Source organism: Pseudomonas sp. 34 E 7 (assembly GCF_900005715.1).
In the GTDB taxonomy this organism is placed as follows: Bacteria; Pseudomonadota; Gammaproteobacteria; order Pseudomonadales; family Pseudomonadaceae; genus Aquipseudomonas; species Aquipseudomonas orientalis_A.
The window spans coordinates 1-14,167 of the sequence record NZ_CVTX01000081.1 but is presented as its reverse complement, the minus strand read 5'-3'; the positions used below and the strand labels follow the sequence as shown (position 1 = coordinate 14,167).

Annotated in this window: 6 protein-coding genes; 5 read left to right on the top strand and 1 reads right to left on the bottom strand. The window is 60.1% G+C overall.

Annotated elements, in window-relative coordinates:
* The 5 genes from BFP96_RS03915 to BFP96_RS31090 form a co-directional block, all read left to right on the top strand.
* Positions 1–1,554, top strand: a 1,554-nt coding sequence (locus tag BFP96_RS03915) for a ShlB/FhaC/HecB family hemolysin secretion/activation protein (RefSeq protein ID WP_065935625.1), incomplete at its 5' end; no start/stop codon positions are given.
* Positions 1,555–1,585: 31 nt separating this feature from the next.
* The gene (locus BFP96_RS03910) at positions 1,586–11,974 is read left to right on the top strand and encodes a two-partner secretion domain-containing protein (protein ID WP_139113337.1); all 10,389 of its coding nucleotides are present in this window, start codon (positions 1,586–1,588) and stop codon (positions 11,972–11,974) included.
* Position 11,975: 1 nt separating this feature from the next.
* Positions 11,976–12,296, top strand: coding sequence for a colicin (locus tag BFP96_RS03905; RefSeq protein WP_065897918.1), 321 nt, complete (start codon positions 11,976–11,978; stop codon positions 12,294–12,296).
* 99 nt (positions 12,297–12,395) lie between these two features.
* Positions 12,396–12,695 (top strand): HNH/endonuclease VII fold putative polymorphic toxin, encoded by a 300-nt coding sequence (locus tag BFP96_RS31660; RefSeq protein WP_371914760.1) that lies wholly within the window; start codon positions 12,396–12,398, stop codon positions 12,693–12,695.
* The gene (locus tag BFP96_RS31090; protein WP_256548765.1) at positions 12,685–12,816 is read left to right on the top strand and encodes a hypothetical protein; all 132 of its coding nucleotides are present in this window, start codon (positions 12,685–12,687) and stop codon (positions 12,814–12,816) included. The genes BFP96_RS31660 and BFP96_RS31090 overlap by 11 nt, the downstream gene beginning before the upstream one ends.
* A 38-nt stretch (positions 12,817–12,854) precedes the next feature.
* Here the strand turns inward: BFP96_RS31090 and BFP96_RS03900 are convergent, their stop codons facing one another.
* The gene (locus tag BFP96_RS03900; protein WP_065935624.1) at positions 12,855–14,048 is read right to left on the bottom strand and encodes an IS4 family transposase; all 1,194 of its coding nucleotides are present in this window, start codon (positions 14,046–14,048) and stop codon (positions 12,855–12,857) included.
* Positions 14,049–14,167: the final 119 nt, after the last annotated feature.

Genomic DNA, 14,167 nt, shown 5'->3' with positions numbered 1-14,167 from the left:
GACCTGCCCGGCAAAGCGGCCAAACCCGAGGCGCCCACCGCGCCCGCCGACACCCGTTGCTTCCCGATCAAAGACATCGAACTCAAAGGCGCCGACAGCCTGCCGGCCTCCGAGCGCGAGCGCCTGCTCAAGCCCTATGTCGGCCAATGCCTGGGCGTGTCCCAGCTCAACGACCTGCTCAAGGCCATCACCGACTACTACCTCGGCAAAGGCCGCGTCACCAGCCGCGCCTACCTGCCGCAGCAAGACCTCTCCACCGGCCACCTGCAAGTGCTGGTGGTGGAAGGCAAGCTCGAAGCCTTGCGCAGCGCCGAAGGCAGCACCGTGACCGAACGCGAACTGGCCATGGCCTTTCCCGGCAAGGTCGGCGAAGCGCTGAACCTGCGTGAAATCGAGCAACTGGTGGACCAGCTCAACCGTCTGCCGTCCAAACAGGCGCAGATGGAACTGACCCCCGGCAAGCAAGTCGGCGGCAGCGACGTGGTGGTCAAGAACACCGCGCAAAAGCCCTGGCGCGCCAGCCTGTCGCGCAATAACGACGGCCAGAAAAGCACCGGCGAACAGCAATGGGGCGCCGGCCTTGAATGGGACAGCCCGCTGGGCCTGGGCGACCAGTTGATTCTGCGCGGCGGCCATGACGCCATCAGCGACCACCAGAAAACCTCGAAAAACACCATGCTCTATTACAACGTGCCGTGGGGCTGGTGGAACTTCAGCTACACCTACAGCGAGAGCGACTACCGCACCTTCGGCGTGACCGACGACTTCAAATACAAGCAGGACGGCGACAACCAGAACCACCAACTGCGCGCCGAACGGGTCATCCACCGCGATGACGTGAGCAAGACCTCGGTCAACGTCGGCCTCGCGCACCTGCGCACCAACAACTACATCCTCGACGTGCGCACCGCGCCTAGCAGCAACCGCCTCAGCGAACTGCAACTGGGCGTCAACCACGGTCGGCGTATCGGCACAGCCTTCGTCAACCTGGACCTGGGCATGCAAAACGGCATCGGCCTGCTCGACGCCCAGTCCCAGGAAGAGCGCGACGCCTTCGGCCGCCGCCAGCCGAACTCGCGCTACCGCAAATACACCGCCACCGTCAGCTACCTGCAACCGTTCAGTCTGTGGGGCGAGTCGTTCAGCTTCAGCAGCCTGGCCACCGGTCAACGCAGTGAAGACCCGCTGTTCTCGCCCCAGCGCATGAGCCTCGGCGGCTCGGCTTCGGTGCGCGGTTTCAAGGACCAGTTGCTGACCGGCGACAGCGGCGGCTACTGGCGCAACGAAGTGCGCTGGGCGCGCCCGGTGACCCTCGACTGGATGCGCCCGGCCTTCTTCGAATACGGCGCCAGCGTCGGCTACGACCAGGGCGTGATCCGCAACGACCGCTACAACGACAACGTTCATGGCCGCGTGTCCAGCAACTCCCTGGAGCTGTTCGCCCGAGGCAAGAACGTCAGCACCAGCGTGACCTTTGCCCACTCGCTGGAAAAACCCGGAGTCGTCACCGAGCGCGAAGCGCCGATCTACTTCCGCCTGGATTTGTTCCTGTAATTCAACGTTGCGCCGCAGCGAGAAACTGAAAATGGACGTTCGACAATTTGCCTTCCTGGCCCGCCAACCTTCCGCCGCCCTGAAGCCGCGAAACGCGTTCTTCGGCCTGCCCAAACGCGGGCTGGCGCTGATCCTCGCCAACGCGCTGTTCTGGCAGCCGCTGCTGGCCCAGGCCGAGGGCATCGTGGTCAGTGCGCCAGGTACCACGGTGGGCGCGGCGGGCAATGGCGTGCCGGTGGTGAACATCGCCACACCGAACGGCGCAGGCTTGTCCCATAACCAGTTCCAGCAGTACAACGTCGGCCCCAACGGCGTGATTCTCAACAACGCCAACGGCGCGCTGCAAAACACCCAACTGGGCGGGATCATTGTCGGCAACCCCAACCTCAAGGGCGGCGCGGCCAGCGTCATTCTTAACGAAGTCAACGGCGGCAGCGCCAGTCAGTTGCGCGGTTATACCGAAGTGGCGGGGCAGTCGGCCAAGGTCATCGTGGCCAACCCGTACGGCGTGACGTGCAGCGGTTGCGGCTTTATCAATACGCCCAACGTGACCCTGACCACGGGTAAGCCGGTCATCGACCCGACCGGCCAGTTGAAAAGCTACCAGGTCGATGGCGGCGCCGTGACCATCGATGGCGAAGGCCTGAACGCCAGCAACGTCGACCGCTTCGACATCATCACCCGCTCGGCCAGGATCAACGCGCAAATCAACGCCCGCGAACTCAACGTCATCGCCGGGCGCAACGACGTCGATGCACAAAGCCTGAAAACCACCGCCCGCGCCGATGACGGCAGCGCCAAACCCGAGCTTGCGATCGACTCGTCGGCCCTGGGCGGCATGTACGCCGGCGCGATCAAACTGGTGGGCACCGAAGCCGGTGTGGGCGTGAAGCTCGATGGCACCCTGGCGGCCAGTGGTGGGGATATCCAGCTTGATGCCAACGGGCGCTTGAGCATGGTCAATGCCAAGGCCAGCGAAGCGGTGGTGATCAAGGCCGACCAGCTTGATGCCACGGGCGCGGTGTATGCCGGTACCCGAATCGATGCGCAAACCACCACAGGCTTGAGCAACCAGAAAAGCTTCGCCGCGCGCGACAGCATCAGCCTGACCAGCAGCGGGCAGGTGATCAACAACGGCATCATCGAGGCCGGCGTGAATGCCGATGAAAGCCGCAATACCAACGGCGACGTCAACCTGACGGCGGCGAGCCTGAAAAACAGCCAAAGCGTGGTTGCCAGTCGCACCCTGACGGTCGCCGCTGCACAAACCCTGGATAACCAGGGCGGCACCTTGAGCGGTGTGAAAACCGTGGCCAGCGCAGGCCAGTTCGATAACCGGGGCGGCCGGGTTCTGGGGGCCGACGCGCTCAAGGTCAATGCCACCGGCCTGGATAACCGAGCGGCTGGCCTGGTGCACAGTGATAACAGCACCGACGTCACAGTGACGGCTGCTCTGGATAACCGGAACGGCCGAGTAATAGGCCTCAAGAACCTGACGCTCAACGCCGGGCAATTGACCAACGATAACGGCTTGGTCGCAAGCCAGGAACAGACCCAGGTAACGGCCGGGGCGTTGAGCAACCGGGCGGGCGAAATTTCCGCCCAGCACACCACCCTTAGCGCCACGTCGCTGGATAACCGTTCCGGCAAACTGCTGGGCAGCCAACTCAACGTGACCGCCAGCGGCGCCATTGATAACCGCCTGGGGATTTTCTCCGCCACCAGCCTGCTGACGGTGCAAGCCGCAAGCCTGGATAACAGCGACCAAGGCTCCGTCGCCAGCCAGGGCAACCTGACCGCGACCATCGCCGGGCTGCTCGACAATCACAATCAAGGCAACCTGGTCAGCCAAGGGGCCCAGCAGGTTCGGGTCGGTCAACTGAACAACGCTCAGGCTGGGCTGGTATCGAGTAAAACCACCCTGGCGCTGCAGGGCGATACCCTGGCCAACCAGGGCGGCCTAGTGATCGCTGATGGTGCATTGACCCTGACCGGTGGCAGCGTCGACAACAGCAATGGCGGCCAACTGAGCAGTGATAGCCGGTTGACGCTCAATGCCAACCATCTGGAAAACGGCGCCGGTCGAATCAGTGCCAAGGGTGATCTGCAGGCCACCGTCGGCGTGCTCAACCAGCAAGCGGGTGAGTTGGTCAGTGAAGGCGTGCTGAGCCTTGCCGGCACCTCGGTGGACAACCGCAACGGCGGTCTCATTGCCGCCACCAACGGCGTTGATTTGCGCAGCCAAACCGTGCTCAACCAGCAAGGCGAGATCTCCAGCCAGGCCAAGGTGCTGCTGGTGGCCGACCAGTTGAACAACAACGCCGGCAAGGTGATTGGTGACAGCGGCTTGAGCCTGACCGTGCAACGCCTGCTCAACCAGAGCAAAGGCCTGCTGGCGGGACGTGAGGGCCTCGTACTGAACGGCGGTCAACTGGATAACAGCTTGGGCGGCCGCATCACCAGCCAGAAAGGCCTGAATATCAACCTGACCGGTGACCTGCTCAACCATGACCAAGGCACCTTGCTCAGTGAAGGCGCGTTAACGGTGAAGGCTGGCACGCTGGACAACCGCCAGGGCGGCATTCTGTCCGCCGCCAACGCGCTGTCGATCACAACCGACGGCCAACTGAACAATCAGGCGGGCAAGCTGCTGGCCGATGGTACGGCCACCCTGGTGAGCGCTGCGCTGAACAACAGCCAGGGCGGTGTGATCAGCGCCAAGCAACAGGTTGACGTGCGCAGCGCGGGGTTGGACAACAGCCAGCGCGGCAGCATCAGCAGTGACGCCGGCATCACCCTCAATGCCGGGCAACTGGACAACAGCCAGCAAGGTTCGATCTTTGCCAAGTCCACGGTCAAGGCCACCCTGACCGGGCTCGACCAGCATGACCGTGGCGAGTTGGTCAGCGATACCCACATCGATCTGGACTTGAGCCATGGGCAACTGATCAACCGCGATCACGGGCTGATTGCGACCCCCGGCCAATTGCTGCTGAGCAACCTGGGCAGCGTCGACAACAGCCAGGGCGGCGAGATTTCCAGCACCCAATCCTTCCTGTTGACGGCCGACGCGCTGAACAACCGGGGCGGCAAAGTCATCAGTGGCGACAGCCTTCAGGTGCGCATCGCCAAGGCGCTGGATAACAGCGTCGAAGGTGTGTTGTCAGCCAAGCACCTCTTGCAGGTGGATGCCGATAGCCTGGACAACCAGGCCGGTGGCGCCCTCGCCAGCCGTGGCGCGCTGGACCTGAAGGTCACAGGCCTTCTCGACAACCATAACCAGGGGCTGATTTCTGCTGCCACTGCGCTGACTGCAACCTCCGGCTCATTGAACAACAGCGACAAGGGCCGCTTCTCGGGCGGCACGCTGCAGACGCTCAACACCGGCGCGCTGGATAACCGCCAGGGCGGGCAACTGGTCAGCGATGGCAGCCTGACAATCACCGCAGCTGACGTGGATAACCGCAGCGGCGTAATCGGCAGCCAGCACGCCTTGAACCTGACCGTCGCCAATCTCGACAACAGTGCGGGCCTGATCAACAGCCAAAGCGATCTCACCTTGGCAGGCCAGCGTGTGGACTCAAGCCAGGGCGGAGAAATCTCGTCCAAGGGCGACTTGAAACTCACGGTCCAGAAGCTGATCCAGCGCCAGGGCCGCTTGATCGGCGAACGCGCCGTGAGCCTCGACCTGCAAGGCGGCGATCTGGACAACAGCGCGGGCTTGATCAGCGCCAATGGACCGTTGACCTTCGCGCGCCTGGCCAACCTGACCAACCGTGAACAAGGCGAAATCTCCAGCCAGGCGGCGTTCAGCGTGGCCGCCAAGCGCATTGATAACGGTGGTCGCGGGGTCATCCTCAGTGCCGATCAATTGCGTCTCGAAGCGGATGCCGTGGTCAACGCTGACAAGGGTTTGATCTCCGGCTGGAATGGCCTGACGGTCGTCGGGGGCAGCCTGGACAACAGCGCCGAGGGCACGTTGTCGAGCAAGAGCGGTACCCTGCTCACCACGCTCACCGGCACGCTGGATAACCACGCGGCAGGTGCCCTGGTCAGTCAGGGCAAGCAAACCATCAGCGCGGCCGGCCTGAACAATGATCAAGGGATCATCTCAGGCCAGGCGGATGTCAGCCTTACCGTCGCCGGGCGCCTGGACAACAGCAACGGCGGCTTGATTTCCGCCGGTCAACACCTGGGCTTCAACCATGCCCAGAGTGAAATCCTCAACCGTGGCGGCCAGATCAGTGCTGCCAACATCACCCTGGTTGGCCAAAGTCTGGACAACAGCGCCGGTCAACTGATCAGCCAGGGCACCCTGGAAGGCACCCTCAGCGGTGCGCTGATCAACGCCAACAACGCCCGTCTGGCCAGTGGCGCAGCCCTGCTGCTGAACGCGTCGAGCCTGGACAACCGGGGCGGCCAACTGGTCAGCCAGGACCGGCTCGACCTGACCCTCGCCGACGATCTGGATAACCGCGACAAAGGCACCCTCGCCAGCCAGAAAGACCTGGTGATCAAGCTGTTGGCCGGTGACGTCAACAACCAGCAGGACGGCCTGATTTTCAGCCAGAAGGGCAAGCTCGATCTGGCCGCCCGTACCCTGAATAACCAGAAAGGCACGCTGCAAAGCCAAGTCGATAACCGGCTACGTTTGAGTGGCGCCCTGAACAACCAGGGCGGCCGGGTCGACAGCCTCAGTGGCAACCTGGACCTGCAAACCGCCAGTGTGGTCAACACCGCCGGCGGCATACTCAACAGCAGCAAGGGCTGGATCAAACTGGTCAGCGGCCTGTTCGACAACGGCAGCGGGATCACCCAGGCGCAATCGCTGGACATCACCGCCAACGGCGGCTTGCTCAACCAACTGGGGCACCTCTCGGCCCTGGGCGGTGAAAACCGTATCGTCACCAGCACCTTGAATAACCAGGGTGGCGGTGTGTATGCCGACACCTTGCTCAAGGTCACGGCCCAGGATTTCGATAACCAGGGCACGGCTGCCGGCAATGGCGGCAATGGCGGCAAGGTCGGCGCGCGCACCATCGACTTCGGCCTGACAGGCGCCCTGAGCAACCGCTTTGGCCTGATCGAAAGCGACGACACCCTGGGCCTCACCGCGCAAACCATCAGCAACGTGGGCGGCACGCTGCGGGCCATGGGCCGCACCGGTTCCACCCGCATCAGCACACTGGGGGTGTTCGATAACCGCCTCGGTGCGCTGGAAAGCGCCAACGAAGCGCTCGACCTGCAAGCGGCCAGCCTGGACAACAACGGCGGGCGCATCGTGCACACCGGCAGCGGCACATTCGACCTGACGTCCGACCAGGTCACCCGTGCCGGCGGCAGCTTCATCACCAGCGGCCAGCTGGACATCACGGCCGCCAAGTGGACCAACAGCAGCGTAATTCAGGCCGCACGCCTGAACCTCGACATCGGCGAGTTCACCCAGACCGCCAGCGGCCAGTTGCTGGGCGCACAAAGCCTGACCGGCATCGGCGGCACCTGGACCAACGAAGGCCTGCTGGCCAGCGATGGCACCCTCAACCTGACACTGACCGGTGGCTACAGCGGCAACGGCCGCATCAGCAGCCTGGGCGCCATGAGCCTCACCAGCGCCCGCATGGACCTGGGCGATAACGCACGCATTGCCGGCGGTGAACTTACCCAGGTCAACAGCACCACCCTGAACAATCGCGGGCGCCTGACCGCCATCGGCGACCTGACCGTCAACGCCACCACCTTGAACAACTACGGCACCCTGGGCGGCGCTGGAAAGGTCCGCCTGAACGCCACTCACCTGCTCAACGACAAGGGCCTGGTCTTCAGCGGCAACGACATGACGTTGCGCGTCAATGATTTCAGCAACCGCTATGGCGACGTCTACAGCCTGGGCGGCCTGGACATTGCTCGCGACGACGCCAACGGGCGCAGCGTCCTGATCGAAAACGTCTCCGGCACCCTGGAAAGCACCGGCAACATGCGTTTGCTGGCCGACACCCTGAGCAACCGCCGCGACCAGTTCAGCACCGAAATGAAACTGGTGTCGGGCAGCTTCGACACCTACTACGACGACTTCTGTGACGGCAAGGGCTGTGAAGTGCACTTCCGCTCGGTTGAGCGCTACGAGGACGTCGTCACCGGCAGTTCCCCCACGGCGTATATCTCATCGGGTGCAGGCCTGACCGTTGGCGCGCAAACCGTCGACAACCTCTACAGCTCAATCTCGGCTGCGGGCAATATCCAGATCGATACTGGTGTACTGAACAACACAGGCGCAGCAGGTGGCGAAGATCGCCACTTCGACTCGGAGTTCTATACCCGCAACGACAGCGTCTACAACACGTTTATCACTCGCAGGGATCAGTTCAACCTCTACAACAACCCCAACTCGGCCGACTACCGTCCCGGCGAAATGACCATCGCCAAGCTGAGAGACGGGATCGGTAACTTCTACAACGACTCCAGTTATGTCGTCGCCACCGCCGGACGTGTGATTGCCCCCGCTGTTATTCAGGCGGCCGGTTCCGTCACCGTTAACGCCACGCAGCAAATCAACAACAGCGTGATCCGCGCCAACGCCACGGATATCAATACGCCGGCGCAAAACCGCAACACCAACTCCGACGTGTTTGCCTCCACGGTCAAACCGGCGATCACTGCGCAACTGCCGCCGGACCTGGCCCAGCGTCAGGTCAACCCGGTGACCTTGCCTGGCTTCAGTTTGCCGACCAGTCAGAACGGCTTGTTCCGCCTCAGCGGCCAGGCCGCAAAGGCCGGCGCAGCGGGTAAAACCGCCACCGGTAGCGGTGACTTCAGCGTGAACGGGCGAGTGGTCAGCGCCGCCGAGCGCGAGAAAACCCTCGACTACAGCGCCGTGCAAGAACGCGGCTTCAGCCTCGATGGCCAGCCGGTCAGCGGCGCGGTCACTGGCCAGGGCCCGCGGGTGCTGGACAGCCGCGCGCCTTCGGTCACCCGCGTACAGGGTGTGCCGGACATTGCCCCGGTGGATAACAGCCACAAATACCTGATCGAAACCAACCCGGCGCTCACTGACCTCAAGCAGTTCATGAGTTCCGACTACCTGCTCGGCAAACTCGGCTACAACCCTGACGCCAGTTGGAAGCGCCTGGGCGACGGCCTCTACGAGCAGCGCCTGATCCGCGAAGCCGTGGTGGCGCGTACCGGCCAGCGCTACATCAACGGCCTCGCCAGCGACGACGCGCTGTTCCGCTACCTGATGGACAACGCCATCTCCTACAAGGACTCGCTCAACCTGCAACTCGGCGTGTCGCTGACCGCCGAGCAAGTGGCGGCGCTGACCCACGACATCGTCTGGATGGAAGAGGCCGAGGTCAACGGCGAGAAAGTCCTGACCCCCGTGCTTTACCTGGCCCAGGCCAACAACCGCCTGGCCCCCAACGGCGCGCTGATCCAGGGCCAGGACGTAAGCCTGATCAGCGGTGGCGACCTGCACAACAGCGGCACCCTGCGCGCCACCAACAACCTGAGCATGGTCGCGGGCAACATCGACAACAGCGGCCTGATGCAAGCCGGCAACCGCCTGGAAATGCTCGCCACCGACTCGATCCGCAACAGCCGTGGCGGCATCATCACCGGCCGCGACATCAGCGCCACGGCCGTGACCGGCGACATCATCAACGAGCGCACCGTCACCACCTTCAAGCGTGACGGCGAGCGATTCCAACTGCGCGACGACGTGGCCAGCGATGCCTCGCGCTTCGAAGCTACCGACACCTTGAGGCTTAACGCCGGCCGGGATGTGCTCAACGTAGGCAGCACGCTGAAAGCGGGCGGCAACGCCAGTGTGACCGCGGGCCGCGACGTAGTGATCGCCAGCCAGACCGAAGAAGACAGCGCCGCCTACCAGCGCCGCCGGGTCAAAAGCACTGAACAAACCCTGCTGCAACACGGCTCCAGCGTGGAGGTGGGCGGCAACCTTGCCATCGACGCCCGACGCGACATCGCCGTGGTCGCCAGCACCGTCAGCGCGGCCAAAGACCTGAGCGTCAAAGCCGGCGAAAACCTGACCCTGGCCGCTGCCGCCAACGAACAGCACGACTACTCCAAAGGCAAAAAAGGCCAGACCAAAACCACCACCCAACTGGACAGCGTCACCCAACAAAGCGCCGAACTCAAAGCCGGCGGCGACCTGATCGCCGTGGCCGGCACCGACCTGACCCTGGTCGCGAGCAAAATCAGCGCAGGCAACGAAGCCTACGTGCATGCCGACAACGAACTGCAACTGCTTGCCGCGCAAGACAGTCACTACTCGCTGTATGACATGAGCAAGAAGGGCAATTGGGGCAGCAAGAAGACCCAGCGGGATGAAGTGACCGATGTGAAGAATGTCGGGAGCGAGATTAAGACGGGGGGTGACCTGACGCTGGAAAGTGGTGGGGATCAGAAGTATCAAGCGGCGAAGCTCGACAGTGGCGGGGATATTGCGATTGTCAGTGGTGGGGCGGTGACGTTTGAGGCGGTGAAGGATCTGCACGACGAGAGCCACACCAAGAGCAAGGGTGACCTCGCCTGGACCAGCTCCAAGGGTAAGGGGAATACCGACGAGACGCTACGTCAGACGCAGATGATTGCAGAAGGCAGCGTCGTGATCAAAGCCGTCGATGGCTTGAAGATTGATATCAAACACATCGATCAGAATACGGTTAGCCAGACGATTGATGTAATGGTTAAAGCCGACCCGCAACTGGCTTGGTTAAAAGAGGCCGAGCAGCGTGGAGACGTGGATTGGCGCCAGGTTAAAGAACTGCACGACAGTTTCAAATATAGCAATTCAGGCTTAGGCGCCGGCGCACAAATCATCATTGCGATCATTGTTACGTACTTCACGATGGGGGCCGCCAGCGGTGTAATCGCCTCTACGGGGGTGGGGACGTCGATGGCTAGTGCCACGGCTGCTTCTACCGCCGTGTCTGCTGCAGGCTGGGCCAATGCTGCGGGCAGCGTCATAGCGGGTGGCATGGCGAGTAACGCTACGATCAGCGCCATCAATAACCGGGGCAACCTGAGCACCGTCTTCAAGGATGTCACTTCCAGCGATGCGATGAGGGGCTATGTAGTATCCGGTGTAACGGCTGGCTTGACTGCTGGTGTATATGACAAATGGACCGGCACTCAGACCGGCACTTCCACTGCACTATCCAACTCAGGTGCGGTTGCGACCGTGAGTCCGTTGAGCACTTGGCAAGGCGTGGGGCAGTTCACGACTAACCAGGTACTGCAAAACGGTACGTCCGTATTGCTGGATCGAGCGCTCGGAGGGGAGGGCCGCCTGGGTGATGCGTTGCAAAATAGCTTGGCCAATGCATTCGCGGCCTACGGTTTCAACCTGATTGGCGATACCACAAGAGGTCACTTGGCCGATGGGGGCATCGCCAAGATCGGGCTACATGCAGTGATGGGCGGGTTGGCGGCCGAGGCCTCGGGAGGGGATTTCCGCACGGGCGCCCTGGCAGCTGGCGTGAATGAGGCATTGGTAGATAGCCTTTACAAGAACTACGCCGACATGCCCGATGACCAGAAGAAACGTTTACTGGTCATGAATTCGCAGGTGGTCGGTGTACTTGCTGCATCGGTACAGGGCGGTGCTGATGCTGAAAGTCTGCAAACGGGCGCATGGGTGGCGGGTAGTGCGACACAGTACAACTACCTGTTTCACCAGGAAGTGGAGGAGATGACTGAGGAGGTTGCTAGCAAGAAAACCGAGGCTGAAAAAAACGAGGTGCGTGCCCGCTACGCGCAACTTGACGGAGCTAGAGACGCGGAGCTGCGGTCGGTTTGCCAAGCTGCTCCCGCTGCATGTGATGCAGTATCAAATCGTTTAATCGCGGATGAGCCCAAGCTGCGTGAGTTGGCCAAATCGCTCTATGCACAAGGTCATACCAGTGAAGCCACTACGATTGCGGCAATTATCATCAGCAATAACACCTCGGCGACGTTAACGATAGCAACGGAACTGGCGGCATTGCGGGATGGTGACCAGTCTTCATTCTGGGACGCTGCTGCTGGTACATTACTAGGCGCGTCGCTTGGAGGTATGAGGCCGGGTGGAGGTGGCGTCGGTGCAAAAGCGACAGGCAAACTGCCTGTTCCCAACGATCTTCCGACAAATATCCATGCAGGACAGCAGGGGAAACATATCAAAGGCCACAATAACTTTGAGGAAGGACGTAGTTATTTTAATAATGGCGTCGACCCGGCTGAACTTTTAGGTGGAGTCCACAGTGGTAAATATCCGATTGTTGGTTCCGGGGCTCGTGGTAACCCGATTGTGGATTTTGGAAGACCGATAGGTATTGACGGACGGACAGGGCAGCCTGTAACCAAAGGTCAAGTCCACTATGGGAAAAATGGTGCCCATATTGTTCCAGATGCGAGGAACTAAGATGCTATTCGCGAAAAAATTGCCGGATTGGCTCGTGGCGTGCTTCCGCATTGCGCTACTTGGCGAGATATACCCTAATATTAGAGCCATCGCCGTCGGATATCATGATGGTGGTTTTGTGTTAATTCGATACTATCTTGATCGTCAGCCAACAGACTTTGATTTGGAGAGCCTGGAGGTTGTAGCTACAAATTTAGATGCACTGGGAGGGAAAGAGCAGGCGATCAACAAAATTGATATCCAGTGCGTGCATGCGGCGGGTGCTAAGCGAGATTTAGATCCGATTAGTGGATTTGTATACTCTAGGCGAGAGCACGAATAAAAAGGTCCAGAAGGCACTGCCACGATTGGAGGTCAAGCAGCTTCTACACTTCCGAAGACCTTTGGCGAGTCGGTCCTCGGTCATAACACCCAGATTGGTGTGCGAAATAGTAAAGCGGGGAAAAATGGGGTCAGACCACTATTCTTCTGGCGGAGCACTAAACGTGGTCTGACCCCTATTTTTCCTAGTCAGCAACCTAGTCGGGTCTTGTCAAATGTCGACAGGCGGGGTAACCCTCAACCGGGGAAAATCTATGAATTTGAGGTTCCAGCTCCAGGCGGCGGTATCAAAACAGTGAGGATCCGTGATGATGCGGGGGGGCATGATTTCGGTTCAGGTAACTCACAAAATCGAGGGCCCCACTTTAACGACGCATCTGGAAAACACTATGACTACTAATATTAAAGTTATAAGTACACCAGATATTTCGATGATTAACGAAGTGATTGGCGCCATTTATGAGTCAGAGGATTCTGAGTTAGTACTATCGGCAGCTAGCTTTTTAGTAAGTGATGTTTAGGGAAAAATGGGGTCAGACCCTGAGGAATCCCCACAAATTCACCCTAAGCTCTGCGCTTGATGGCGCACCTCATCACGCAGAGTCCGCTCCAATATTTCCAAGTGTTCTCGTCCTCCAAAATCTGTGCAGCTTCGCCAGTATTCCAAGCCTAGTCGCCACAATGAAAGCACTCGCTTTTCTTTGATGCTGTTGCTTTGGTAGCGTCGCTCCAAGCCGCGTTCTCGTGCCTGCAGCCCCGTTAAAAACAGAAGGTAGTTGGCCAAAGCAGCAATCAACAACAACACCTCAATGCGCTTTGGACAGTGGCTTCGATGCAGATTCAGGCCTAATCCCAAGTGCTCACTTTTTACATCTCGAAAGCCTTCTTCGATCTGCATACGGCGCTTATAGATCGCCACTATTTTTGCTGGATTCCATTCGTCTTGCCTCAAATTGCTGGCAAGTAACCAGGGCTCCCGTTCACGCCTGGCTGACTGTCGGCTGAGCTTACTTTTGGCGATTGAGCCAGTCACTCGTTGATGCTTTCGGCCCTTGGCTGAATGTCGCACACAGTACAAATTGATCAAGTGCGGAGCGCTACGCGTCATCTCGACCCGACCAAGCGACTTGGGTGACGAAGTGGCCAAAGCATAGAGATTTTGCACGGGCAGCCACTCATTTTCGTCGCCACGATAAAGCTCCCGATTTCGTATACGAGCCACGTAGTACCAGCCCTGTGCGGCCACTGCTTTCATCCATGGGCGCCGGAAACCTGCATCAGTAACCATCACTGGAACACATCCATCGGGCAGTAGTTCAGCCAGTGTTTTGAGCAGGCGGTTTTGATATTTGGGGCAGCCCTCGCGTTCATGAACACTTTCATAAATAGGGAATGAGCGTCCCGCTAGAGGTATCGCGGCCCTCAACAAAAAAGCGTTGCCGGGAGCATCAATTCGGGACCAGTCAACCAAGATTAATGGGTGCTTCACCGACCCCAGCAATGCCCGCAGGATCACCCAGTAGAACAGCGGACGCTCTGCTCTTAGGTGTTGATTGCCCAGTAACCGATCAACCCGCTTGATTGCATGTTTTGGGAATGCCTGACCTGGCATAAAACGTCCGAGCGCTGTCAGCGTCAGGCGGCGGCCTTGCAGTAACGAACTGACACAACTCATCAGTGTTGTCAGGCGACGAGAGTGGATTGAAGGCAGTGCTTGAGCGAGCGCTCTGTGTAAAAATCGGATGGCCTGCATGGGTTTGGGATCTTGTTTTTGTGTGGTGCAAACCAAGTTGCCGACTCATGCAGGCTTCTTCAATAACTCCAACTTCTTGATTTTTCGTAAGAAAAATCGGGGATCCCTCAGGGTCTGAC